The sequence below is a fragment of the Leisingera sp. SA32 genome (assembly GCF_056033425.1).
Window position 1 is genome coordinate 1 of record NZ_JBVYHB010000019.1, and the last position, 23,933, is coordinate 23,933.

Below are 23,933 nucleotides of genomic sequence, written 5' to 3' on the forward strand. Positions count from 1 at the left end.
CGCGTAAGCGGACCATTGGCCTGATCGCGGGTAGTTCGGTCGCCCTCGCGTCGGCGGTGACCTTCGTTGGGCAGTGGGAGGGGCTTCGTACGGAAGCTTACCGCGACATCGTGGGTGTCTGGACGGTCTGCTACGGCGAGACCAAGGGCGTGCGGCCCGGAGACAGCTACAGCCTGGCCGATTGCGATGCGATACTGGCCCGCGAGATCGTCGCCTATGAGGCGCACCTCGACCGCTGCCTCTCCGCTGACATGCCGGTGGGCATGAAGATCGCGCTGGTCAGCTGGACCTACAATGTCGGGCCCGGAGCGGCCTGCCGGTCGACGCTGGTGCGCAAGGCAAACGCTGGAGATCTGCGCGGCGCCTGCAATGAGCTGCCGCGCTGGAACCGGGCAGGGGGGCGCGTGATCCGCGGCCTGACCAACCGGCGACTGTCAGAGCGATTGATGTGCCTGCAAGCACTGGATGCAGAGGTGTGAGAGGGGCGGTCGTTCTGCTCGCCCTCGCGGCTTTGGCGGCTGCTGTCGGCGTTGGCTACCGCCAAGGCGCCGCGGACTGCCGGGTCGATCACCAGGCGCGCGAACTGGCGCGGATCGAGGCATTCCAAAAGCTGGAGGCTGCCCGTATCGAGGCGCTGCGCGCTCGCGATGAATTCTCACGCCAATTGGAGGAGAAGGCCCATGCGGATCCTGTTGCTGTGCCTCGCTGTATCGGCCCTGGCCGGGTGCGCCGGCTCAATGCGCTACGCTGAGGCTGTGGACCCGTGCGCGGCGCCGGTGCGTATCCCCGAGGGCTGGGTCAGTGATCAGCAGGTGGAGCTCCTGTGGTCCCGGGACCGGCGCGCGTTGCTGGATTGCGGCGATAGGGTCGAGGCGCTGTCGGGACGAAAGCCCGGCCCGTGAACAGGGAGCCTTATTCTATTGCCGGATTCGTGGATGTCAGCGGGCGATGGTCATTGGAATCTCGCCTGTTCCACTCAACCGAGTTGATCTCCCTATAGTAGCGTTTTCAGCGCGTCCTCACAAGACATGTCTGCGGATACTGCCTTCAAAGTAGGGGATCGATCTCTGACCGTTCAGAATGGAAACTCTATTTGTCTAGGTCACAATTTGGTGCATTTTTAAACGGTTAGCTCTCAGATCGGAAAGTTTGGATATATTTCTTTCCCGTCAATCTGCTCTTAACGGCTGCCGGAATAGGAAGTGTGCAAACCACTTGCGCCTTTCCGGCAAATCTCAATTAGAAAGAGCAAAACATGGCCACATCCCCCTCCCTTACCGACATCGTGTCCGAATTCCGGGTCAACACCGAAACGAATTCCGCTCAGTACGAGCCAAGCGTGGCTCCACTCTCCGGCGGTGGTTTTGTCGTAACCTGGACGTCATATGGACAGGATGGGGGCTACCACGGCGTCTATGCCCAGATGTACGACAGCGATGGCGTCAAACAGGGGGGCGAATTCAGGGTCAATACGGAAACATCCGACACGCAGGATGAGCCGGTTGTCAGCCCTCTTGCGGATGGCGGTTTTGTCATTTCCTGGACAAGCAACTGGCAGGACGGCTCTAGTGCCGGGGTTTTCGGACAGCGCTATGACAGCGATGGAACACCCGCGGGTGATGAGTTTCGAGTGAATACAACAACCACTGGCACGCAGGACGAACCTCAAATCACAGTTTTGGTCGGCGGCGATTTCGTTGTGACTTGGACCTCCTACGACCAAGATGGTAGCGATGCTGGCATCTATGGTCAGATGTTTGCAGCCGATGGTTCGACCATCAACGGCGAGTTCCAGATCAATACTGAAACAGATGGCACCCAAGACGCTTCCGATGTTACACTTCTACTTGATGGTGGCTTCGTCGTTACGTGGCAGTCCTATCAACAGGATGGGAGTGGCTGGGGCATTTTCGCGCAGCGCTATGCCAGTGATGGTACGGAAGTTGGAAGTGAATTCCAGGTCAACGCCACTTCGACCGACTCTCAAAAATCCCCAACGGTCGCGCCGCTTGTCGATGGCGGTTTTGTTGTCGCCTGGGCATCGTACGGTCAAGATGGCTCCGACTTTGGTATCGTAGCGCAGCGCTATAACAGCGACGGGACAACAGCCGGGAGCGAAATCCTGGTGAATACGACCACAACCGGCGACCAAAATACCCCGCATGTTACCGGGCTCAATGATGGTGGATTTGTCGTTACCTGGGTTGACGAATCGGGGGCGGATGGCGGTGGCGACGGCACATTTGCCCAGCGATATGCCAGTGACGGCACCGCGGTGGGCGGAGAAGAGCAGATCAACAGCCACACGAGTGATGATCAGAAATCTCTCAAGGTCGCGCAATTGGCGGATGGATCCCTGGTCTTTACCTGGCAATCCTCCTATCAGGACGGTCACGGTGACGGGATCTATAGCAGGATTGCCGACTATAACGTGGCGCCGACAGGTGGTGTCACAATTGCTGGAACCGCGACCGAGGACCAGACCCTGACTGCCAGCAATACGCTGGCAGATGAGGACGATCTTGGCACCATCACCTACCAGTGGCATCGCGCCGGTGACGACATTGATGGCGCCACCGGCGACAGCTACACGCTGACGCAGGACGATGTCGGGGCCGAGATCACGGTCACTGCCAGCTACACTGATGGCGGTGGCATTGACGAAAGCGTTGTCAGCGCCGCAACGTCCGCTGTGGCCAACGTCAACGATGATCCCACCGGCAGCGTCACGATCTCTGGTACCGTGGCCGAGGATCAGACCCTGACCGCAAGCCACACGCTTGCCGATGAGGACGATCTTGGCACGATCAGCTACCAGTGGCATCGAGACGGTGACGACATCGATGGCGCCACCGGCGACAGCTACACGCTGACGCAGGGCGATGTCGGGGCCGAGATCACGGTCACTGCCAGCTACACTGATGGCGGTGGCATTGACGAAAGCGTTGTCAGCGCCGCAACGTCCGCTGTGGCCAACGTCAACGATGATCCCACCGGCAGCGTCACCATCTCTGGTACCGTGGCCGAGGATCAGACCCTGACTGCAAGCCACACGCTTGCCGATGAGGACGATCTTGGCACGATCAGCTACCAGTGGCATCGAGACGGTAATGACATTGATGGCGCCACCGGCGACAGCTACACGCTGACGCAGGGCGATGTCGGGGCCGAGATCACGGTCACTGCCAGCTACACCGATGGCGGTGGCTTTGACGAAAGTGTTGTCAGCGCCGCAACGTCCGCTGTGGCCAACGTCAACGATGATCCCACCGGCAGCGTCACCATCTCTGGTACCGTGGCCGAGGACCAGACCCTGACCGCAAGCCACACGCTTGCCGATGAGGACGATCTTAGCACGATCACCTACCAGTGGCATCGCGCCGGTGACGACATTGATGGCGCCACCGCCGACAGCTACACGCTGACGCAGGACGATGTCGGGGCCGAGATCACGGTCACTGCCAGCTACACTGATGGCGGTGGCATTGACGAAAGCGTTGTCAGCGCCGCAACGTCCGCTGTGGCCAACGTCAACGATGATCCCACCGGCAGCGTCACCATTTCCGGCACGGCGGCCGAGGACCAGACCCTGACCGCAAACCACACGCTTGCCGATGAAGACGGCCTGGGCTCGGTCACTTATCAGTGGCAGCGCGGCGGCGTCGATATCGCTGACGCCACCGGCAGCAGCTACACGCTGACGCAGGATGATGTTGGCGCAGCGATCACGGTGACCGCCAGCTACACCGATGACGAAGGCACCGCCGAAAGCGTTGTCAGCACCGCGACCACAGCCGTGGCCAACATCAATGACGATCCCACCGGCAGCGTCACCATCTCTGGTACCGCAAAACAGGGTCACTCTCTGACTGCTTCACACACGCTTTCGGATGAAGACGGGCTCGGAACAGTCGTCTATCAGTGGCAGCGGGACGGTATGGATATTGCCGGGGCCACCGGCGATACCTTCACGTTGACCTTGGATGATGTGGGTGCGGCAATCACCGCGGTCGCTAATTATGTTGATGAAGAGGGCATTGCTGAGAATGTTTCTAGTTTAGCTACCTCTGCAGTTCGCTACGGCGACCTTCACCAAATCGATACGACCAATAGCGACGAAATGCGCGGGCGCAATGGCGATGACGTCCTTGCTGGCCGCGACGGAGACGACAGCATCATCGGAGGTTTGGGGCACGACTCCCTTAAGGGCAACACCGGCTCGGACAGCCTACACGGTGGGCGAGGTAACGACCTTCTTTTCGGTGGGAGAGAGGATGACCATCTCCTAGGAGGGAAAGGCAATGACACTCTCAAGGGCGGACATGGCGAAGATCGGCTCTTCGGGCGTCGCGACCACGATGAAATCTCCGGTGGTCGCGGGCACGACACACTCAAGGGGGGCAAGGGAGATGACTTACTCACTGGTGGATTTGGTGCGGACACCTTCGTCTTCGGCCGCAGTCATGGTAATGACACGATCACAGACTTCGGTCGAGGGAACGATCTGATCGAAATCACCCTGGGTGCAAGCTCCTTGGAGGAAATCACGTTCTCGCAATCCGGTGATGATGTTCTGCTAACTTTCTCCTCTACTACAGTGCTGGTCGAGAACACGACTAACGCTGAATTGAATGACGCGGATAATTTCCTTTTCACCTAAGCGAAACCAATTTGCACGGACATAGTGGTTGACCCTGAAGCTGTTTTGTCTCCAAAACACCGCCCGTTGGAAATTTTGTCCTGCGGGCGGTGACAGGCCGATGGCGGCTATGCGCAGGAAGCGCCCTTTGCAGAATCCTGCAAAGCACACCTGGTTGTCGCCCTAAGCCTGGTCGAACGCTGCGGCGCAGCTTTCGCATTGCCGCCGTTCGTGCATCGCGCAGCATTTTCCGAAGTCGAACGACGGCACCGCGGACACAGCCGACGTTCTTCTAAAGGTTCCCAACGACCGCTCTTAACATTTCCAGGCACTCCCCTCCTAATATCCTAAGGGTTTTTCTGACTCCCAAACAGGTTCTGACATGTGGTGGTGAAGCGATCAGCGAGCAGGTTCTCTGGAGCTTTCAGATGTGAAGCGATGACAATTTGCATCGGCGGCGTTGCATCGGTGAGCTTGATCGGTACAGTCCGACCACCATCGTATGTCTTGTTGTCCGCAGGTTTCATTGACAAAAGCGAAACACCAAGCCCGTTCGCTACGTAACATCGCACCGTTTCAATCGACGATGACCGGAACGCAATCCGAGGTTTGATATCGAATTTACTGAACAGGTTGAAAAAATAGTCCCGGCTTTGTGGGGCGTCAAAAAGTACGAATTCCTCATCGTCTATTTCAGAGATAGAAACGGACACTGTTGTTGCCAGTCGGTGATCAGGGGGGACGATCAGATAGAGGTGTGCCGCGGCAAGGGGGCGTAATTTAAACCGGGTTTCATCAAGACCAAGATCATAAAGGATCGCCAAGTCGATTTCATTTCGGCCTAGAGCAAAGATCAATTCTTCTTGTAAAAGTTCGCGCACATCCAAAACGACACCCGGCATATGTTTTGAAAAGCCGCTGACGATCTTTGCCAGGTAAAACGGGGCAATCGACTGAAAGCACCCAATACGCAATCGGCCAACTCTATGCGCCGCAATGTCTGCTGCAGCTACGCCCATTTGCTCTGCATAGACCAACATCTGCTCCGCGTAGCGAAGGAATTCAACACCTTGTGCGGTTAATTCCATTCCGCGCGCGTGCAGGCGTCTAAACAGCACAAGGCCTGTTTGATCTTCTAACTTCGCAACGGCTTGGGCAACAGCGGGCTGCGAGATACCAACGACTTGCGCCGCCGATGCGATTCCGCCTGTCTGTGCCACTGCCCGGAAGTAGCGGCATTGTTTAAGTGTTATATCTGCCATAGCACTTGATAAAGTTTTTCCACCCTAAAAGCAACAAAAAACAGCTTTATTTGTTCTTTCCGCCCCTGTACCAAACTCGCAATAGCAATCTAGTCGCGGGAGATACTCATGGATCTGAGTGAAATTATCGACTTAAAAGCCTTTCCAATTGACGATGCGGAATTCCGTGCAGCCTGCAAGAAAGAATTCGAGGAAGCGGGTGTCTTCGTGATGCCAGGATTTGTCCAAAAGAACGCGATAGACACGGTTCGTGACGAGGGCATCGCCAACAAAGACAAGGTCTTCAAGTCGACAAAGCAACATAACGTCTATTTGACCCCAAAAGATGACAGGTTCGCCGATGACCATGCGCGCAACCGCCTTGTGACCTCATCCAAGGGATGCATCACCGATGATCTGATGCCGCAGTCATCGCCCTTGCGCCAACTTTATGACTCCCCGATTTTCCGGAGCTTCCTGTGTGATGTTCTTGGCGAAAATGAGATGCACGGATACGCAGACCCGCTATCTTCCATCAATCTGCATTTTGCCGAAAAGGGGGAGGAGCTTGGCTGGCACTTTGATAACTCGTCATTTGCCATTACCTTGATGGTGCAAGCCCCTGAAAAGGGAGGTGAATTTGAATATGTAAACGCCGTTCGCGATGCCGATTCAGGCGAAATGGGTTTCACACAGGTTGATGAAATTTTGGACGGAAAAGCACCTGTTGAAGTTGTCGAGGCTGACGCCGGTACACTGGTTTTCTTTCGGGGCCGCAACTCTATTCACCGTGTGTCACCGAATGAAGGCGACCTGACGCGTATTCTGGCTGTTCTTGCGTACAATGCCGAACCCGGCGTCGAGCTTTCGGAAGCCGCCAGGATGACTTTTTATGGGCGGCTGAATTAAAGAAACGCGAACGCTATCACTTGGCAATGAAATAGCTGTTCGCGACCCTAAAGCCGACATTCGTGTGGCGCGCAGCATCATGCTGTATGGGCTCACTGCAGCCATACGGCGCCGCGGCGGCAAAGGCACAGCGACGCAGAACCTAGCCAGGCCGCCAGATGACGCCAGCCAGCCCAAAGCGGACGCGCCCGCTACCGCCGTTCACCCTCTACAGCTCCCGCAGGTTGGGCGGGAAGAAGTCATTCGCTGCAGTTGCGAGCATGGATTGCCCCTCCGGGGTGAGCCGACATTCAGACAAACGTATACACGGGGTTTCTTTCCGCGGCACGGAAGGCGGCTGTGAGCCCGAAGCTGGCAATAATGCGGAGTGGATATCCCAGATAGTTGGCAACATTAAATCCGATTCAATATCGGCCTCATGCCGATCAGCCCGGTGATTGGGCCCGCGGCAAGAATTGCCAGCAAAAAGGGCCAACCCAAGGCCTGCGCGACAACGGGAGCATATTGCACGGTGAAAATGGTGAGAAAGAGAAGAGTTTTGATTGCGCGATGCTCGATCGGAACTTGAGCGGAGAGTATTCGGATGAGTTTGCCCTTGGGTTGGTGCAGCAGGGTGTGACTGTGATCCTTGCTACCGGGTATGGCTCGCCAGGTTCTGCGGCTGAGATTACCGCCGTATCAAAGCCATACGATCAACAGATGATCGAAGAAGCATTCCGAAAAAGCGGTCACTTAGCTTAGGCGCGCAGTGAGCGCCACCCCAGGTGTCACTAAGCTCAAGTTTTTCTGAAGCCTGATCCGGCTTATCGACTCTTTAGACACCAGTGTGGCGGGCGTCTGCATGACTGGGCGTCAGATTAGGTAGCCGTGGGTTTTGCTCTACCCGCCGCATCGTGTAAGATGCCTAAGAAGAGGTCTGGAGTGAGCAGCAAATGGATACCCCGGAAAGCATGCAGCAGCACCTCGCTGCGATCGTCGAGGGATCTGATGACGCAATCATCACGAAAGGCCTCGATAGCGTTATCCAGAGCTGGAACCCAGGTGCAGAACGGCTTTTTGGCTATACTTCTGAAGAGGCGATTGGACAGCCGATCACGATGCTGTTTCCAACCGGTCGCGAAGACGAAGAAGCAGACTTCATTGCACGTTTGCGCAAAGGCGAGAAGATCGCTCATTTCGAAACGATCCGAAAACGGAAAGATGGTACCCTTGTTCCGGTTTCGCTGACCGTTTCGCCTGTCCGTGACGCAGATGGCAACGTGGTCGCTGCTTCAAAGATTGCTCGCGACATCACACTTCGTCGCGCAGCCGAAGAGCGGCAAAAACAGCGGGCTCAAGAGGGCGAAGCTCTTCTTGCAGTGTCGCAGAAGCTTCTCGAAGACGTTTCCTTAGAGAACTTCATTCAGTTCTGTCTTGATACCGTGTGCGACGTAGCGCGTATGGATGCCGGGCATCTTCAAATGGTGCAGGGACATGGTGAGACTGCCCATTTGCGTCCTACTGGGATATGGCATTTGTCCAGCGCCCATTTCGAACCAATCACGGAAGAGACAGATCGAATTCAATTTACTCTTGGGAAAGGGTTGCCGGGTTTGGCCTGGGAGACCGAACGCCTTCAGTTTATTGAAGATGTCAGTTGTTCAGAGCGGTTTCTTCGGCGGCAGATCTTTGATCAGGTAGGATTGTTAAGAGCTGTTGCATTGCCTGTGTCACAAGGCGGAAAAGTCTCAGCAGTCATGGAATTCTTCGGTGCGTCCACTGCGAAGCTGGATGCAGATACACTTCGGATGCTGCAAACAGTCGGCAGCCAAATCGGTATCGCGATCCAGCGCAAACAGGAAGCGGAACATCGCGAAACACTGCGCCGTGAAATGAGCCACCGCGTAGGCAACAGCCTGTCCGTCCTTGCCTCTATTTACCGCAGCTGCTCTCGTGCGGCTCAGAGCAAAAGTGAACTCGATGAGGCTTTCCTTGGTCGTCTGATTGCGATCGGCCAAGCAAACCGACTTGCGATTGAAGATGCCACTCAAGGTTCCAGATTGCCTTCTTTAATACGCGAGTCGATCGATATCTTTCCCACGAAGGATCACGTAGAAATCAATGCGATAGATCTCCAAGTCGGCTGTGAAAGCGTCATGCCACTGGCGCTTATCTTGAATGAACTGGCTACGAATTCTCTAAAGCACAATGATCTGTCGACCGGCGGTCGGCTGTCTATAGACGCATGCTACAACGATGAGGCAGACCAGGTGCTTCTTAACTGGGCAGAGCTGCACGCTGTCCCATTGACGACTACTCCGCCAGAACCGACACGCGTCGGTTTTGGAACTCAACTTATGCGGTATATGATCGAAGGTAAGCTTGGAGGCAATTTTGAGAGACAGTTAGACCAAGCGGGCCTCCGGGTGGCCATTCGCGTTCCACGAGATCGAATAGAGGCGTAGACCGCTTCGTCCGCATCTTCCCAGTTCGTTGACGGCGCGGCGAATGACCGGAAGAAATCCGGGGGTCTTGTCAGCGACTCGACGACCGGTTTGGCGAAATTTGCCGCGACGCCGCAATCGCCACGCTGCATGTGCAGGAGTTGGGTGGGGCTCCAAGCTATCAGATTTGCTGCGCCCGCATCAGGCCGGTTGGTCCTGTGTGAATTCGCCTTCGGCTTCACCTTGCACCCGAAGCGAACGACCGGTTCGGTGAAGCTGCGCTGCGGCGCTGGGCTACTTTGGCAAGGTCTGGTCTGGGCCGGTCATGCCTGCTGCCGAATCTGAGAAAGCTCGACTTTGCAAAGGTCACTAACTGCGCTCCTCCGACATCCGTACCAAGCGCAGCATCGCCGTGGTCTTCTGAGCGATCCGGAGGTCCGCTCCTGGGAAAGCTTTGCATTTGCAGCATGACCTGTGCTGCGCCTGGCGCGAATGTCTAGTTTGGGCTGCGAACGGCCTTATGCACCTGCTGCTGGTAAGGGCTCCCGCCGCTGGATGGTCAATTACCGGCTGGCAAATCGATTGAGTGCCGCCTGAATGGCGAGCGGACGCATGACCGGCACGTGGGTGTTTGCTATGCCGATGGGGTTGATATTGGCGCAGCCTTCATTGACGCCGGTAACGCTCTGGATTGCCGTCGATACTCAGGTGGCCGATATCGCCGACTTGAGACGCCCGCCGCAAAATGTCGGATCCGGCGGGCGAGGTCCCGCCGGTAAATTCAGAAAAGGAGGCTGGGCAGGCTATCTCTTCTGCCTTCCGGCGCCCCACCAGTCTTGAGCATAGAATGGCCGACAGTTCCCGCGCATGTTGTCCGGTGAGACGCGATCTTCTGGGCAGTCTGCCGCTATGAATCCCAATGTTTTGGGTAACTCAGTGTCGGCTCCGGCCATCTCTACGAACCGCTCCCTTAAATAGCGCCCGTGGCGGCCGCAGTGGTTGCAGCAGATCTCTACTGTGGGGAGGGGGTAGTCTCGGGCTTTCACGGTCAGGGAAACTTCGAAATCGTGGGGTAATCGAGCTTCTAACCCATTGATTTATTTAGTGGTGAATTTTCTGCCCACGGGGTTGTTGTATGGTTTAAAATCAACAACTTAGCGGTTTTTCTGGTAGACCTAGCAGGAGAAAGTTCGAACCTGCTATGGAAGGAACTGTCGACGTGGCAGTACACCCTGAGTTTGGAGGACTTCCCTGCCGATAGAGCATAACTTAATGGCAATCTGGCCAGCTACGAAAACGCCTCCATCATGTCCCGTTCGAGGTCTGCGATCTCACGGCTGACACACTTGCGGAACAGTTGGTCCAGCTCTTCGGGTTTCATCAGGTCAAGTGTCGCGCGAGTCATTCTAGGCATCAACACGCCGATTTGCTGCTTCTTTTGCTCGTCATCAAAATTATCGAAGTCGGGGAAATAACCGGTGTGATCAGCATTGTAACGAATTTCGTGATATGCCTTTACGAACCGCTTCAATCTGTCCATGTCTCCGGCGGTCAAGTGTTTTTTTGCATTTGATTTTACAAAGGCATCCAACTGCTTCAGTTGTCCGGTGTTTTTTGATTGGGAAAAGAAAAACAGCCAGCCAATTTTCCTGCCTTGAAAATGGCAGCCTGAAATTCGCAAGTTGAGCTTCCAAATCAGTGGGCCTTTGTTCATGGCGTACTTCATGGCCGAAATGAGCTTCATAATGTTTAGAAACATTTTTTTAAATGAGGCTTCTCGTACTTCAATGTTTGAAAGGCAGAAGTGGTATCCAAGGTAATCGATGCCATCACCCAATGGGACGATGATGCTTTTACTTCCTTTCCCAACCTTATGGCACACGATCTTGCGTTTCGACTTCATTGTCGATGGAACCGACTGTCCGAGGTTTTGTACATCGAGTGTCGGGCCGATCATTAGAATGTCATCTACAAATCTAAAGTACTCAACGTTGGGCAACGCTCGCAATTGGGCATCGATGTCTGCCAAGTACAGAGATGACAGGAGGTTCGAGATGCTCAAGCCTTGCGGCACACCTACAGTATTCAGATTCCCGGCACTTTTCCTCTTGCCTGTTGGTGTTGTAATTGCATTCTCGATCAAATGCAGAATTTGCTTTTTCCTAATTCTGCGGCGCAGAACTCTCATAAGAATTTTATGGTTAATCGACGGGAAGTAGCTTTGAATATCTAGTCTTAGGTAAGAATGGTCTGCAGGGCTTAGAGAGGATACTTGGTGTACTTGTTTTATCGTCGAGTGCGGAACTCGGGAGACATGATCTGGATAAATTTGTGTGAGCAGCTCAGAAAGAAACTTTAGTACGAGTTTGTCTCTGACAGTTGGTATTGAGAGCTGCCTCGGGGGCTTGGAAGCTCCTTTGGATATAAGTTTTTCTTTGTATGCCGTGAACTCGTAAGTGCATGTGTTCACCTTTCTAAGTATCACGTCAATTTCGTCATCCAGTCGACTAGAGAATGTGTCAACGGATACGCCGTCGCGGCCGATTGCAGATCCTTCGGAAATAAATTCGTCAAAAATACCGCGGAGTTGAGCGCGGCCAAAATGGGAGTTAAATAGATCGGCGGGCGATGGCAGTTTTGTCATGGAAGCTGACATGCAATTAGGATGTATGTACCAAGACCGAGTCCAAAAACAGCCGCGGTGGCAGCCCAAAAGCACGCCGTTCCGATGACGTGTTTGGCGAGCATCGGGCCGGTCCAAGTAATCTCTTGTCTGTCTCTCCCCCAAAGCTTGCGATTTCCGAAGCAAGTTCTGGCCAGTACGAGAGATTCATAGTCCCAATCACTATGGTTCTCGTAACCTCCGAGAATCTCGTGGTATTGGCGGCTCAACTCTTTTTCATCAGAGTAATCGCTGTCATGCAGCCTTTGTAGCCGAAGGTAACACTCGCGATGCAGCACGGCCGTTTCGCCAAATCGAAAACCAAAGACAATTACTGAAAACGCAAAGACAAAGACCGACACGACAGCGGTGAAGATGTCGAGTGTAGCAGTGTGCTGTATTGACCCACGAACCACCGCCCAAGCGATGACACTAAGTGAGAGCCAACTTAGCAAGATGTGTGAAACACGGTCGTAGCGACGAAGCCGCTGCTCCGCATGCATACGACTTTTCGCAGTTATCCAGATGACAGTCTTGGTTTCGTTATGCGTGTCAGTGGTCATACAATGTCACTTAATTAGAGGTGGTGTGTGCGAGGCAAAAATCTGGTTCTCATTTCCTCCGAAGAAGATAGCCGTAGCTCCAGCTAAGCTGCACTTCCCAAGTTTAACCCGTTACCGAGCTGGCGGCAGAGCCGCGCCCCTCGCACACACGCTGAAGATGAAGGTTGGCTTGGGCATTGTCCAGAACCTTTCGTCCAGAACCATTCGCATTTCGACAAAGCACGAATGCTTCAACCTGCCTTGGCAACAACTTTGCGTACCATTGATTGTACTTGCCTCTGATTCGCCTCATGGAGCATCCACTTCGACCATGGGGGGGGGGTGCGGTGTGCGGCTTGTCACTCAACGTGACAAGGGTGGATTTTCTTCATTTTTTTGTCGGTTTGGCAACCAGCACAGTGTGATCTCACGTGACATGGTTTGCTCATAAAGAGTAATAAAAACAATTCATTGACCGGATTTCGTTGCGGCGTCATCATACTAAGTGGGAGTTTGAACCACCTCTCTTCTCTGAGCCAGTATCGAGGGAGACGTGTCGTGACCGGTGACAGCAAGCTACGCACAAACGCTCTGCATTTAACTGTCTGTGGCACGGCGACAGGCAAAATGGAGACGTTACCTTCCGAGCAAAAACTCAAGCTGGATACAAATGTCCAAGAAGATACAGGAGCTTTGGAAGCTGAGCTACGGGAGGCGATACGTCTCATTTGTCTGAACTTCGTGGACTTCGGCTTCGGAGTGCACCCACATCAACAGGCACTCGAGAAGGCAGCACGCGACAACAACGCGGGTAACAGTAACAAGCATAACAATTAGCGCTGTAACCTTTGTCGGGTTCAAACTCGATCAAAACGGAGTTTGGAGCGATGTCCACAATTGCAAATTTGCGTTCAACTACTTCTCATGCGGTTATCTACTGCAGGGTTTCATCAATTAAACAAACCGTCCAAGGGACTGGCTTGGAAGGTCAAGAAACGAGCTGTAGGGCCTATGCACGGAGCAAAGGGTACACGGTTCTAGCTGTTTTTACTGACGACATGTCGGGGAAAATTGAAGATCGGCCTGGGATGGGCAAGCTGCTGAGCTTCTTAAGAAAACGCAAGGGTAGCACGATGGTGGTCGTGGATAGCTCCAGTCGATTAGCACGGAAGGTGCATGTTCATCACAACCTGAGTCTAAAGATCGCGTTGTCTGGAGGCTTACTTGATAGCCCAACAGGTGAGTTTGGCGATGACCCTGCCTCACACTTTCTGGAAAACATTGTTGCTGCTACAAATCAGCATCATCAGGAAATAAACGCGGCGCAGGCAGTTAGCCGGATGCGATCAAGGATAGAGAATGGTTATTGGCCATTCAGACCTGCGACCGGTTACAAGCACGTTCGGCAAAAGTTCAAAGGTAAAATTCTAGCGCGCAACGAACCTCTGGCGACTATCGTGCAGGAGGCTCTCGTTGGTTTTGCAAATGGGCGGTTCAAGTCGATAGCGGAAGTCAAACGTTTTCTGGATTCTTATCCAGAATTTCCCAAAGACTATGGCGGGAGAGAAGTTCGATTTCAACGAGTGAAAGACCTGCTTACTCGACGCATCTATGCGGGATATGTTGAATACGAACCTTGGGGTGTTTCACTGCGAGAAGGGCAGCATGAAGGCCTTATTGACTTAGCGACGTATGAGCAAATTCAAACCAAACTGGCAAGTAGGCAGTTTGCTCCTGTGAGAAAGGACATTAGTGCTGACTTCCCGGTACGAGGGTTCGTGGTTTGTGACCATTGTGGTGTTCCATTGACTGGAGGTTGGTCAACCAGCCAAACGAAGCGGAAGTACCCCTACTATTTGTGCCGCAATAAAGGCTGTTTTGCCTATGGCAAATCTATCAGGCGAGACGATCTTGAAGGAGAGGTGGAGGCGACGCTTCAGGCGATACAGCCCTCAAGAGAGTTGCTGGGGATCGCGAGGGAGGTCTTTCAGCATGCTTGGAGCCAAAAGGCCGCGGCAAGGGGAAAGAGACAGCGCTCCTTGCAGGCGGAACGAAGTAAACTCAGCGCGGGAATAGAAAGGGTTCTGAGTGTGATTGTAGACGTGCAGACACCTACGGTTCTCAAAGCACTTGAGGCTAAGGTTGCTGAACTTCAGTACAAATTGGCACTGATCGATGATGCGTTGGATAAAGAACAGCAACCCGTGCACTCGTTTGAAAGTTCTTTTGAACTCGCGATGAAGTTCTTGGCAAGGCCTTGGGAAATTTGGAAAAATGGAGATATTGCGATGAAGAAGGTCGTTCTGAGGCTGACATTCCGACGGCCAATTGCCTACTGTCGCGAACACGGTCTTAGAACCCCGCAATTCACCAGCCCATTCAGGGTTTTACAAGGCATCAAGAACGGGAATGGCGTTTTGGTAGGCCCGGCAGGATTCGAACCTGCAACCAAAGCGTTATGAGCGCTCTGCTCTAACCGTTGAGCTACAGGCCCGCCATGCCTGCTGGTTAGGCAAAGGCGGGCAGGAGGTCAAGCGGTGATTGTGGCCGGATCCGGCGCTGGTGGGCGGCGGTGCATCTGGCTCAGGCGCTCCACCGCGCCTTCGATCACCAGCTCACGCCGTTGGTCGATGCAGTGGCGCGAAGGAAAGATGGCAAAGGCATCCTTGTCGGGCGCCCCGTGGCTGGGCAGGACCTGTTCGTAACTGCCCTCCCGCAGCTGTTGCGCGACGAAGAACCGAGGCGCGCGGGTGTAGCCTGTGCCGTCGTTCACCGCCTGCATGATAAGTTGCGGATCATCCGCAGTGAAGCCGACCCGGATCGGGGCTCGATCTCTTGGCCGCGATAGATTAGCGGGAAGAAGCCGCGGGTCTGATCCTCGTGCAGCTGGATGAATTTCAGCCGTATCAGGTCTTCGGGGCGGTGTGGTCGGCCAACCGCGTCCAGATAGGCGGGTGTGGCAAACAACACCGTTTCCAGTGCCGCGATCTTGGGAGCTACACCGTCGGTGTTCCCCAGCTTGCCGGTCCGAATCGCAAGGTCATAGTGTTCGCGCACCACGGCGACCAGCCGGTCTTCCAGCCGCATCACGATGTTCAAATCTGGTTGCTGCTGGTTCAGTTCCAACAGCATCGGGCCGATTACCCCGCGGCCCAGAAAACTGTTCACACTGATCCGAAACGTCCCGGAAACGCTGGTCGACAACGTGGCTAATTCGGCCGTCAGCCGGTCAAAGCCGCTCAGCAACCCCTGCGCATGGGTGAACACCAGGTCCCCGGCACGGGTTGCGCGCACGCCTTGGGCTGTGCGGTGCAGCAGCCTTTGGCCCAGCAGCGCCTCCAACTGCTTGATCTGCTGGCTCACGGCGGATTGAGTCATGCCGCGACGCTGGGCTTCCCTCGTCCAGGGCCACTGCCAATGTCTCCAGAAGGGAAAGCCGATCCATGTCGCACCTATTAGCGTCACTTATACCTGTTATCTTCGGTTTTGGACTGATCCAGGCCTTGCCTGCCTCTTATGTGATTGAGGCAAGGGTATTTCCCCGCTCAGATATTGGCGTTTCTTATGAGTATCACCCGGAGATCCCTGTTGAAAGCCGCCGCCGTCGCCCCGGCCGGTGCGGTGCCCACATTGGCTGGCACTGCCGCCGAAGCGGCGCCACAGGGGCCCGCACCGGTTTTGAATCAGTTCACCCTGGGCAATGCGCCGGTCACAGCGTTGCTGGATGGGCATTTGCCAGTGAAACCTGAATTCTTCACCGGCTATGATGCTGCGAAGGCGGAAGCGGCGTTGGCTGGAACGCTGCACAGGGAAGGTGACAAGGGGCTGGAAATTCCGGTCAACGGCTATCTGATAGAGCAGGGCAGAGAGGTCACGCTGATCGATACCGGTACCGAACAGCTGATGGGGCCGGATCTGGGTGGGCTGCCTGCGGCACTGGCGGCGGCGGGAGTTGCGCCGGAGCGGGTCTCAACCGTGCTGCTGACCCATATCCATCCGGACCACAGCGGCGGGTTGCTGGCGGCGGACGGCAGCGCCGCCTACCTGAACGCTGAGTTGGTGCTTGCCGAGGCGGAATGGGACTATTGGCACGACGAGGCGGTGTGGGCTGGGGTGCCGGGCGCAAGCCCCGGGTTCTTCCAGACGGCGCGGAGCAGTGTGGCGCCTTATGCTGACCGGTTGAAGCTGCTCCAGCGGGAGGGCACCGCCACCCGAGGGCTGAGCGCGGTGCCGTTGCCGGGGCATACGCCGGGCCATACTGGTATCGTGTTGGACACCGGAGACGCGGCGCTGCTGTTCTGGGGGGACGTGGTGCATGCGGCGGCGCTGCAGTTTGCGGAGCCGGATTGGACCATTCCATTTGATGTCGATCAGCCACTGGCGGCGCGGACCCAGCGGCAGATGTTCGACCGTGCCGCGGCCGATGATTTGCTGGTTTGCGGTATGCATCTGGACTTCCCGGGGCTGGGCAAGGTGCAGTGCTCTGTCACGCGTTACTGCTTTCTTCAGGCACCTTGGCAATTTGGCCTGTCGGTGGGCAAAAAAAACCTGCCGAACCGCCTGTGACGGTGCGGCAGAATCCATTGTTCCCTTCTGCGGCGCCTTGCGTTAAAGGCTGCGCAACCCAGTTGAAGGAGCCAGATGATGACCAGCGGCAAGAACGGTCTGACCTATGCAGACGCAGGTGTGGACATTGATGCGGGCAACGCCCTGGTGGACCGGATCAAACCGGCCGCGAAACGCACCAACCGCTCTGGCGTGATGAGCGGGCTGGGCGGTTTCGGCGCGCTGTTTGATCTGAAGGATGCAGGCTACAGCGACCCGATCCTGGTTGGCGCCACCGATGGTGTCGGCACCAAGCTGCGCATCGCGATCGACACGGGCGTGGTCGACGGCGTCGGCATCGATCTGGTCGCCATGTGCGTCAATGATCTGGTCTGTCAGGGCGCGGAGCCGCTGTTCTTCTTGGACTATTTTGCCACCGGCAAGCTGGAAACCGAAACCGCCGCCCGCATCATCGAAGGCATCGCCGAGGGCTGCGTACGCTCTGGCTGCGCGCTGATTGGCGGCGAGACGGCTGAGATGCCGGGTATGTACCCCGAGGGAGATTTCGACCTTGCGGGTTTTGCCGTCGGTGCGATGGAGCGCGGCACTGCGCTGCCGTCCAATGTGCAGGAGGGCGATGTCTTGCTCGGGCTGGCCTCGGACGGGGTGCATTCCAACGGCTATTCGCTGGTGCGCAAGCTGGTGGAGGTCTCGGGCCTGAGCTGGGATGCCGACTGTCCGTTCGGGACAGGCACCCTGGGCGAGGCGCTGCTGACGCCGACACGCCTGTATGTCAAGCAGTGCCTGGCGGCGGTGCGGACCGGCGGCGTGCATGCGCTGGCGCATATCACCGGCGGCGGGCTGACCGAAAACCTGCCGCGCGTGCTGCCCGAGGATCTGGGCGCCGACATCGACCTGAACGCCTGGGAATTGCCGCCCGTGTTCAAATGGATGGCCGAAACCGGCGATATTGCCGAGGCGGAGATGCTGAAGACCTTCAACTGCGGCATCGGCATGATCCTGTCGGTCTCGGCCGAGCGCGCCGATGAACTGGTCAAGGTGCTGGAAGACGAGGGCGAAAGCGTTGCGCGTCTTGGCACCGTGACCAAGGGCGCGGGCATGCGCTACGCGGGCAAGCTGCTGTGAGCCACAAGCGGGTTGCCATCCTGATTTCCGGCGGCGGCTCCAACATGGTGTCGCTGCTGGACAGCATGACCGGGGACCATGCCGCGCGCCCCTGTCTGGTATTGGCCAACAATGCCGATGCGGGCGGGTTGGCCAAGGCCGCCGCGGCAGGCGTCGAGACCGCGGTGGTCGATCACCGGCCCTACCAGGGCGACCGGGAAGCTTTCGAGGCTGAGCTGGTCAAGCCGATCCTGGCGGCGGGCGCCGACATCGTCTGCCTTGCAGGTTTCATGCGGGTTCTGACCGCTGGTTTCGTGGCGCAGTTCGAGGGGCGGATGCTGAACATCCACCCGTCACTGCTGCCCAAATACAAGGGCTTGCACACCCATGCCCGCGCGCTGGAGGCCGGTGACGCCGAACATGGCTGCACCGTGCATGAGGTCACACCGCGTCTGGACGATGGCCCGATCCTTGGTCAGGCGCGGGTGCCGGTGCATCCGGGTGATACCCCGGAGGATCTGGCGGGTCGGGTTCTGGTGCAGGAACATTTGCTGTACCCGGCGGTTCTGCAGCGCTACGCGGCGGGCGACAGGACACCGGTTTTTCTGGGCTGAGCGCGTCGTTTGGCCCGGTTGATTGCATTGCCGCGGCCAAGCGCGTATCACAAGCCGACCCAGATGAGATTGAAAAGCCGTTATTGATGAAAACCCTGACCACCACCGAAGACTTGCAGGCATTCTGCGAGGCCGCCGCCCAGCATTCCTATGTTACCGTGGATACCGAGTTTCTGCGTGAACGCACCTATTACTCCAAGTTGTGCCTGATCCAGCTGGCCTATGCCGGCGATGGCGAAAACGATGCGGTGCTGGTGGACCCCTTGGCCGAGGGAATCTCTCTTGGGCCGCTGTATGATCTGTTCCGCAATGAAAATGTGGTCAAGGTATTCCATGCCGCGCGGCAGGATCTGGAGATCTTCTGGGTTGACGCCGAGGTGTTCCCCAAACCGCTGTTTGACACTCAGGTTGCGGCGATGGTCTGCGGGTTTGGTGAGCAGGCGGGCTATGAGACCCTGGTGCGCAAGATCGTCAAGCAGGGGTTGGACAAGACCTCGCGTTTTACTGACTGGTCGCGTCGCCCGCTGAGCGAAGCGCAGAAGACCTATGCACTGGCCGATGTGACCCATCTGCGCAAGATTTATGAGTTTCTGGCAGCAGAGCTGGAAAAAAGCGGCCGCTCTCATTGGGTGGCCGAGGAGTTGCAGGTGCTGACCGATCCGGCCACCTATGACATCCAACCGCGTGAGGCCTGGAAACGGGTCAAAACCCGGACCTCGTCGGGCAAGTTCTTGGCGGTTGTGCGCGAGCTGGCGGCCTTTCGTGAGACCTACGCGCAGAGCAACAACGTGCCGCGCAACCGGGTGTTCAAGGATGACGCTCTGGTCGAGCTGGCCTCGACCAAGCCGCGCACACCCAGCGATCTGAGCGGCTCGCGCCTGTTGCTGCGTGAGGCCCGCAAAGGGGCCATTGCCGAAGGGATCCTGGCGGCTGTGGCCAAGGGCGTGGACTGCCCGCCGGAAGATCACCCGAAGCCGGACCGCAGCAAGGAAAAGATGCAGGTGAACCCGGCACTGGCGGATCTGCTGCGCGTTCTGCTGAAGGCCAAGACCGAAGCGGAGGGCGTGGCGGCCAAGCTGATTGCGCCCAGTTCGGATCTGGACGCGATTGCGGCGGGCCTGCGCGATGTCCGCGCTCTCAGCGGCTGGCGGCGCGAGGTGTTCGGCGAGGATGCGCTGCGGCTGTGCGAGGGCCGGATTGCCCTGGCGGCCAAGGGGCAGGCTGTGCAGGTGGTGGAGCTTTAATGCGCTTGCGCAGCGAGAGCCATGGTGGCGTCCGGTGCGCGCGTACACATGACTAGAGGGCCGCGTCTCCTGGGAGAGCGGCCCTATGTTATGCGTGCAGGACAGAACGAAGAGTCAGCGACGGCGGCTTTCGCGGGCGTTTTGTGCACCGTTGACCCGAACCACCCGGATCGCAGCCAGCTCCTGTGAGGAGAGGCTTCTGGCCGCATGAACCGTGCGCGTTGTCTCCGGGCCGACGCGGGTCGGCTCCTGCGGATAGGTGACACGGAAGTCGAGCGTCAGCACACCGTCTGTCACCTCACTCGCGGGGCGCAACGACACATCATAGGCGCCCTGGCGGCTGCTCAGCGCCGTGGCGTGAATGATGGCACCTGTTGTGGTGCGCTCGATCCGCAGGTCGCTGATCTGGGCTGCCAAAACGCTGAGATCCTCCGCTTCGGGCCGGGCAAAGACACCACGTCTGCGGCTGTCCTCGGGGATCAGCGGGTTGGCGCCTGCGGCCACCGCTGCTGGCGCCGGTTCGGAGTTGCCGAACCAATTGACCGGATTGATCCGCGACTCCTTCCAGCCACAGCCCGCCAGCACCAGCGCACCGGCCAGGGTCAAAGCCAATGGTTTTTGCATCTGTCCCGCCCTACTCAAAATGTCTTTGTTAGGGAGTACCCGATTGGGTGCGGCTTGAAAAGCGGTTGAAAAGCTGTGGGCAGGGGCTTAGGTGCTGATCAGCCCCGAAAATTACCGAAACTGAGGATGGACCGACGATGGCCGCAGCCGCCTTTGAAGAGATCGTGGAAGACTTCGAGTTCATAGAGGACTGGGAAGACCGCTACCGCCATGTGATCGATTTGGGCAAGGCGATGGAGCCGCTGGATGACGCGCTAAAGGTGCCCGCCACCAAGGTCGATGGCTGTGCCAGCCAGGTGTGGCTGCATGCCATCATCGAGGACGAACAGTTCCGGTTCGACGGCGACAGCGATGCGATGATCGTGCGCGGTCTGATTGCGGTGCTGCGCTGTCTTTACAACGGGTTGCCGCTGTCCGAGGTGCCAAACGTGGATGCCAGAGCAGAGCTGGGGCGGCTGGGGCTGAATGAGCATCTGTCCTCGCAGCGTTCGAACGGGCTGCGCGCGATGATCGAGCGTATTCGCGAAACCGCCATGGCGAAGGCCTGATCGGCGCACCGCGATGGCGGCGCCGAGGGCGGCAGTGGCGAAGGCCGCAACGGCGAGGGGCGAGCCCCTCGTGCTCCCCGGAGTATTTTCAGAAAGACGAATGGGTCAGCGGGCCCAGTTGGCTATAGCGGTTTCGAGATCCCCGTAGCCGGTGTGGCGGTGTTCAAAAGCTAGCCCCATACGGACCGCACAGTCGCGGGCTTTTTCGACCAGCCTGGGGTCATTGACCTGGGACTGGTATATCAGTTTGGTGTAGTTGCCGAACACCATGTCGCGCAGCTCCGGGTGTTTGTCGAGCCCCATAGGGCGCCAGACAAAGGCGTCGAACTGTTTGACGAGGAAATCGGTTAGGTAGAAGGCGGTGATTTCACCCCCCTCGCTGCGATTGGCAAAGGCGTCATTGCCCTCAAAAAAGGAATAGCAGTGCGGGCCTGCCACCATCTCGACGCCCAGGTCCGCGCATTTGCGTTCCAGCGCGCCGCCGGTGCCGCAGTCGGCATAGACCACATAGATCTGGTCATAGACCGCCGAATGCTTGGCCACGGCGCCGTCAACGGCGTCGGTGATCTGCTCTGGATAGAGGTGCAGCTTGGCGGGCAGGCAGGTAAGGTCGATGTGATCCAGCCCGTTCTTCTCCTTGATATCAAGGATTTCGCGCGCGAGCGCGCCGCAGGCGATCAGCAGGATGCGGCCGGTCTTTTTCTCGGGGGCGGCCAGGCCCTGTTCGGTGAGGGAGCTTTCCTCAAGCGTGCGCCCGGTCGGGGGGCGGAAGGCAGCCCGCTCGGTCAAGCGGGCTGCGCGTCCTTTGCGTTTCACGTCAGGCGCTCATCGCGTTGTGCTTGCGGGCGACAAATTCTTTGGCGGTTTCCACCGCCACCGCAGCATCGCGACAATAGGCATCTGCACCGATTGCCTTGCCGAACTCTTCGTTCAGCGGCGCACCACCAACCAGCACGATGTAATCGTCGCGCAGACCCTGCTCGACCATCGTATCGATCACCACCTTCATGTAGGGCATGGTGGTGGTCAGCAGCGCCGACATGCCCAGGATGTCGGGTTTGTGCTCGGCCATGGCTTCCAGGTAGTTTTCGACCGGGTTGTTGATGCCGAGATCAACCACCTCAAAGCCTGCGCCCTCCATCATCATCGACACTAGGTTCTTGCCGATGTCGTGGATGTCGCCCTTGACGGTGCCGATCACCATAGAGCCCATGCGCGGCGCGCCGGTTTCGGCCAGCAGTGGCTTCAGGATCGACATGCCGCCCTTCATCGCGTTGGCCGCCAGCAGCACCTCGGGCACAAACAGGATGCCATCGCGGAAATCGGCGCCGACGATTGTCATGCCGCCGACCAGCGCCTTGGTCAGAATGTCATAGGGAACCCAGCCGCGTTCCAGCAGGATGTTGACGCCTTCTTCGATTTCCTCCTTGAGACCATCATAGAGGTCGTCAAACATCTGCTGAACAAGCTCCTCGTCATCGAGTTCCGAGAGGATGATGTCTTCTTCGTCTGACATGCGCCTAATCCTTGCTGACGGGTGGTTCCCCGTGTTGGCCTAGTTTTGGAACTTTTGTGACAGAATGCCGCTATACGACTGCATTATTTGCGACATTGCTGAAGTCCGAACCGACGTATAGGGGGAAAACCGCGGATTTCATAATTCGGATTTTGCATGGAAATCTTCGTTTTCGCTCATTTGTTCTTTATTTGTTCTCAGCCTTCGCGCATATTGGCGCCATGACGACCATGGACCCTGCCGCCCCGATGCGCCGTAAAGCGCGCGCCAGCCTCAGCAATGCGGCGGGGCGGTTCGACATGGGGCGGGAAGCCGTGGACGATGGCTGGGCGCAGGCGCAGGAGCCGGAGTTGATTCCCACCGAGCTGCGGTTTGAAACCGCGCGCAGTCTGATCTCCTACAACCGTTCGCCTGACCTGCCGTTTGACCGCTCCATCAACCCTTATCGCGGCTGCGAACATGGCTGCATCTATTGCTTTGCCCGGCCCAGCCACGCCTATTTGGGGCTGTCGCCGGGACTGAATTTCGAAACCCGGCTGGTGGCGCGCACCAATGCCGCAGAGGTGCTGCGCCGCGAGCTGTCGGCGCCGCGCTACAAGGTTGCGACGCTGGCGGTCGGCACCAACACGGACCCCTATCAGCCCTGCGAGCGTGATCAAGGCCTCATGCGCGCTTGCCTGGAGGTGCTGCGCGATTTCAACCATCCGGTGGCCATCGTGACCAAAGGCGCGCTGGTGGAGCGTGATATTGACATCCTGGCGCCGATGGCAGCGCGCGGGTTGGTGCGTGTTGGGGTGTCGGTGACGACGCTGGATGCGGATCTGTCCCGCCGGATGGAGCCGCGCGCACCGCTGCCCGCGCGGCGTTTGGCGGTGGTGCGGCGGCTGTCGCAGGCGGGCATACCGGTGCGGATCATGACCTCTCCGGTGGTGCCGGGGCTGACCGACCATGAACTGGAAGCACTGCTGGCAGCGGGAGCGGAGGCTGGCGCGGATGCGGCCAGCTGGATCATGCTGCGGCTGCCGCGCGAGGTATCAGAGCTGTGGCAGGACTGGCTGGCGGAGCATTTTCCGAACCGGGCCGCCAAGGTGATGGCCCGGCTGCGCGAGATGCATGGCGGGCGGGATTACGATCCGCGTTGGGGCCATCGAATGCGCGGCGAGGGGCGCTATGCCGAGATGATCGCGCAGCGATTCAAGGCAGCCTGCAAGCGCCTGGGCCTCGCCGAGCGGACGGCACCGCTGCGGTGCGATCTGTTTGCCCGGCCGCCGCAGCCGGGCGACCAGCTGGCGCTGTTCTGA

Annotated in this window: 23 protein-coding genes and 1 tRNA gene; 15 read left to right on the forward strand and 9 right to left on the reverse strand. The window is 57.4% G+C overall.

Annotated elements, in window-relative coordinates:
- The 3 genes from AC0IPL_RS19435 to AC0IPL_RS19445 all read left to right on the forward strand — a co-directional run.
- A partial coding sequence (locus AC0IPL_RS19435; RefSeq protein ID WP_474276757.1) for a lysozyme occupies window positions 1-479 on the forward strand: 479 nt, incomplete at its 5' end.
- Window positions 476-751 carry a hypothetical protein gene (locus AC0IPL_RS19440; protein WP_474276758.1) on the forward strand — a complete coding sequence of 92 codons (276 nt, stop codon included), beginning with the start codon at window positions 476-478 and terminating at the stop codon, window positions 749-751. The genes AC0IPL_RS19435 and AC0IPL_RS19440, both read left to right, overlap by 4 nt.
- Before the next feature lie 504 nt (window positions 752-1,255).
- The gene (locus AC0IPL_RS19445; RefSeq protein WP_474276759.1) at window positions 1,256-4,660 is read left to right on the forward strand and encodes a calcium-binding protein; all 3,405 of its coding nucleotides are present in this window, start codon (window positions 1,256-1,258) and stop codon (window positions 4,658-4,660) included.
- Window positions 4,661-4,986: 326 nt separating this feature from the next.
- Here the strand turns inward: AC0IPL_RS19445 and AC0IPL_RS19450 are convergent, their stop codons facing one another.
- Window positions 4,987-5,901, reverse strand: coding sequence for a LysR family transcriptional regulator (locus AC0IPL_RS19450; RefSeq protein WP_474276760.1), 915 nt, complete (start codon window positions 5,899-5,901; stop codon window positions 4,987-4,989).
- Window positions 5,902-6,009: 108 nt separating this feature from the next.
- On the opposite strand from AC0IPL_RS19450, the gene AC0IPL_RS19455 reads away from it, so the two are divergent.
- The 4 genes from AC0IPL_RS19455 (at window position 6,010) to AC0IPL_RS19470 (ending at window position 10,052) form a co-directional block, all read left to right on the forward strand.
- Window positions 6,010-6,789: a HalD/BesD family halogenase gene (locus tag AC0IPL_RS19455; protein ID WP_474276761.1), complete on the forward strand. Its 780-nt coding sequence runs from the start codon at window positions 6,010-6,012 to the stop codon at window positions 6,787-6,789.
- A gap of 384 nt (window positions 6,790-7,173) precedes the next feature.
- Window positions 7,174-7,530 carry a response regulator gene (locus AC0IPL_RS19460; protein ID WP_474276762.1) on the forward strand — a complete coding sequence of 119 codons (357 nt, stop codon included), beginning with the start codon at window positions 7,174-7,176 and terminating at the stop codon, window positions 7,528-7,530.
- A 209-nt stretch (window positions 7,531-7,739) separates the two neighbouring features.
- Window positions 7,740-9,233, forward strand: coding sequence for a PAS domain S-box protein (locus AC0IPL_RS19465; protein WP_474276763.1), 1,494 nt, complete (start codon window positions 7,740-7,742; stop codon window positions 9,231-9,233).
- Between the two features lie 591 nt (window positions 9,234-9,824).
- Complete coding sequence (locus AC0IPL_RS19470) at window positions 9,825-10,052, forward strand: hypothetical protein (protein WP_474276764.1); 228 nt, start codon at window positions 9,825-9,827, stop codon at window positions 10,050-10,052.
- A gap of 448 nt (window positions 10,053-10,500) precedes the next feature.
- Here AC0IPL_RS19470 and AC0IPL_RS19475 read toward each other — a convergent pair whose 3' ends face one another.
- Complete coding sequence (locus tag AC0IPL_RS19475) at window positions 10,501-11,856, reverse strand: reverse transcriptase domain-containing protein (protein ID WP_474276765.1); 1,356 nt, start codon at window positions 11,854-11,856, stop codon at window positions 10,501-10,503.
- On the reverse strand, window positions 11,853-12,437 hold the full coding sequence (locus AC0IPL_RS19480; protein WP_474276766.1) for an SLATT domain-containing protein: 585 nt from the start codon (window positions 12,435-12,437) through the stop codon (window positions 11,853-11,855). The genes AC0IPL_RS19475 and AC0IPL_RS19480 overlap by 4 nt, the downstream gene beginning before the upstream one ends.
- 537 nt (window positions 12,438-12,974) lie before the next feature.
- Between AC0IPL_RS19480 and AC0IPL_RS19485 the strand changes: the two genes are divergently transcribed.
- Together AC0IPL_RS19485 and AC0IPL_RS19490 are read left to right on the forward strand one after the other, a co-directional pair.
- Window positions 12,975-13,253 (forward strand): hypothetical protein, encoded by a 279-nt coding sequence (locus tag AC0IPL_RS19485; protein WP_474276767.1) that lies wholly within the window; start codon window positions 12,975-12,977, stop codon window positions 13,251-13,253.
- Between the two features lie 50 nt (window positions 13,254-13,303).
- On the forward strand, window positions 13,304-14,878 hold the full coding sequence (locus AC0IPL_RS19490; RefSeq protein WP_474276845.1) for a recombinase family protein: 1,575 nt from the start codon (window positions 13,304-13,306) through the stop codon (window positions 14,876-14,878).
- On the opposite strand, the gene AC0IPL_RS19495 is transcribed toward AC0IPL_RS19490, so the two are convergent.
- The 3 genes from AC0IPL_RS19495 to AC0IPL_RS19505 form a co-directional block, all read right to left on the reverse strand.
- Window positions 14,835-14,910 (reverse strand) — tRNA-Ile (locus tag AC0IPL_RS19495). The two genes, AC0IPL_RS19490 and AC0IPL_RS19495, sit on opposite strands and share 44 nt — an antisense overlap.
- A gap of 36 nt (window positions 14,911-14,946) precedes the next feature.
- Window positions 14,947-15,198 (reverse strand): hypothetical protein, encoded by a 252-nt coding sequence (locus AC0IPL_RS19500; RefSeq protein WP_474276768.1) that lies wholly within the window; start codon window positions 15,196-15,198, stop codon window positions 14,947-14,949.
- Window positions 15,186-15,794, reverse strand: coding sequence for a LysR family transcriptional regulator (locus AC0IPL_RS19505; protein WP_474276769.1), 609 nt, complete (start codon window positions 15,792-15,794; stop codon window positions 15,186-15,188). The genes AC0IPL_RS19500 and AC0IPL_RS19505 overlap by 13 nt, the downstream gene beginning before the upstream one ends.
- Before the next feature lie 210 nt (window positions 15,795-16,004).
- On the opposite strand from AC0IPL_RS19505, the gene AC0IPL_RS19510 reads away from it, so the two are divergent.
- From AC0IPL_RS19510 to rnd, 4 genes are all read left to right on the forward strand, one after another.
- Entirely contained in the window at window positions 16,005-16,982 is a 978-nt protein-coding gene (locus tag AC0IPL_RS19510; RefSeq protein ID WP_474276770.1) for an MBL fold metallo-hydrolase, read from the forward strand.
- Window positions 16,983-17,060: 78 nt separating this feature from the next.
- A complete protein-coding gene (gene purM, locus AC0IPL_RS19515; protein ID WP_474276771.1) occupies window positions 17,061-18,107 on the forward strand; it encodes a phosphoribosylformylglycinamidine cyclo-ligase in 1,047 nt (348 codons plus the stop codon).
- Complete coding sequence (gene purN / locus AC0IPL_RS19520) at window positions 18,104-18,700, forward strand: phosphoribosylglycinamide formyltransferase (protein WP_474276772.1); 597 nt, start codon at window positions 18,104-18,106, stop codon at window positions 18,698-18,700. The genes purM and purN overlap by 4 nt, the downstream gene beginning before the upstream one ends.
- Before the next feature lie 86 nt (window positions 18,701-18,786).
- A complete protein-coding gene (rnd, locus tag AC0IPL_RS19525; protein WP_474276773.1) occupies window positions 18,787-19,944 on the forward strand; it encodes a ribonuclease D in 1,158 nt (385 codons plus the stop codon).
- Between the two features lie 114 nt (window positions 19,945-20,058).
- Here rnd and AC0IPL_RS19530 read toward each other — a convergent pair whose 3' ends face one another.
- The gene (locus AC0IPL_RS19530; RefSeq protein ID WP_474276774.1) at window positions 20,059-20,568 is read right to left on the reverse strand and encodes a hypothetical protein; all 510 of its coding nucleotides are present in this window, start codon (window positions 20,566-20,568) and stop codon (window positions 20,059-20,061) included.
- 137 nt (window positions 20,569-20,705) lie between these two features.
- Between AC0IPL_RS19530 and AC0IPL_RS19535 the strand changes: the two genes are divergently transcribed.
- On the forward strand, window positions 20,706-21,116 hold the full coding sequence (locus tag AC0IPL_RS19535) for a SufE family protein (protein WP_474276775.1): 411 nt from the start codon (window positions 20,706-20,708) through the stop codon (window positions 21,114-21,116).
- Window positions 21,117-21,221: 105 nt separating this feature from the next.
- Here the strand turns inward: AC0IPL_RS19535 and AC0IPL_RS19540 are convergent, their stop codons facing one another.
- Entirely contained in the window at window positions 21,222-21,932 is a 711-nt protein-coding gene (locus AC0IPL_RS19540) for a DUF1638 domain-containing protein (protein WP_474276776.1), read from the reverse strand.
- 1 nt (window position 21,933) lies between these two features.
- Window positions 21,934-22,632, reverse strand: coding sequence for a corrinoid protein (locus AC0IPL_RS19545; protein WP_474276777.1), 699 nt, complete (start codon window positions 22,630-22,632; stop codon window positions 21,934-21,936).
- 221 nt (window positions 22,633-22,853) lie between these two features.
- Between AC0IPL_RS19545 and AC0IPL_RS19550 the strand changes: the two genes are divergently transcribed.
- Entirely contained in the window at window positions 22,854-23,933 is a 1,080-nt protein-coding gene (locus AC0IPL_RS19550; protein WP_474276778.1) for a PA0069 family radical SAM protein, read from the forward strand.

Excerpts from the sequence above, each read along its gene's own strand:
- AC0IPL_RS19465 (WP_474276763.1), top strand. The coding sequence starts at position 7,740 with ATGCAGCAGCACCTCGCTGCGATCGTCGAGGGATCTGATGACGCAATC.
- AC0IPL_RS19530 (WP_474276774.1), bottom strand. The coding sequence starts at position 20,568 with ATGCAAAAACCATTGGCTTTGACCCTGGCCGGTGCGCTGGTGCTGGCG.
- AC0IPL_RS19505 (WP_474276769.1), bottom strand. The coding sequence starts at position 15,794 with ATGACTCAATCCGCCGTGAGCCAGCAGATCAAGCAGTTGGAGGCGCTG.
- AC0IPL_RS19550 (WP_474276778.1), top strand. The coding sequence starts at position 22,854 with ATGACGACCATGGACCCTGCCGCCCCGATGCGCCGTAAAGCGCGCGCC.
- purM (WP_474276771.1), top strand. The coding sequence starts at position 17,061 with ATGACCAGCGGCAAGAACGGTCTGACCTATGCAGACGCAGGTGTGGAC.
- AC0IPL_RS19475 (WP_474276765.1), bottom strand. The coding sequence starts at position 11,856 with ATGACAAAACTGCCATCGCCCGCCGATCTATTTAACTCCCATTTTGGC.
- AC0IPL_RS19480 (WP_474276766.1), bottom strand. The coding sequence starts at position 12,437 with ATGACCACTGACACGCATAACGAAACCAAGACTGTCATCTGGATAACT.
- AC0IPL_RS19535 (WP_474276775.1), top strand. The coding sequence starts at position 20,706 with ATGGCCGCAGCCGCCTTTGAAGAGATCGTGGAAGACTTCGAGTTCATA.
- AC0IPL_RS19450 (WP_474276760.1), bottom strand. The coding sequence starts at position 5,901 with ATGGCAGATATAACACTTAAACAATGCCGCTACTTCCGGGCAGTGGCA.
- AC0IPL_RS19445 (WP_474276759.1), top strand. The coding sequence starts at position 1,256 with ATGGCCACATCCCCCTCCCTTACCGACATCGTGTCCGAATTCCGGGTC.
- AC0IPL_RS19470 (WP_474276764.1), top strand. The coding sequence starts at position 9,825 with ATGACCGGCACGTGGGTGTTTGCTATGCCGATGGGGTTGATATTGGCG.
- AC0IPL_RS19455 (WP_474276761.1), top strand. The coding sequence starts at position 6,010 with ATGGATCTGAGTGAAATTATCGACTTAAAAGCCTTTCCAATTGACGAT.
- AC0IPL_RS19490 (WP_474276845.1), top strand. The coding sequence starts at position 13,304 with ATGTCCACAATTGCAAATTTGCGTTCAACTACTTCTCATGCGGTTATC.
- AC0IPL_RS19500 (WP_474276768.1), bottom strand. The coding sequence starts at position 15,198 with ATGCAGGCGGTGAACGACGGCACAGGCTACACCCGCGCGCCTCGGTTC.
- AC0IPL_RS19545 (WP_474276777.1), bottom strand. The coding sequence starts at position 22,632 with ATGTCAGACGAAGAAGACATCATCCTCTCGGAACTCGATGACGAGGAG.
- rnd (WP_474276773.1), top strand. The coding sequence starts at position 18,787 with ATGAAAACCCTGACCACCACCGAAGACTTGCAGGCATTCTGCGAGGCC.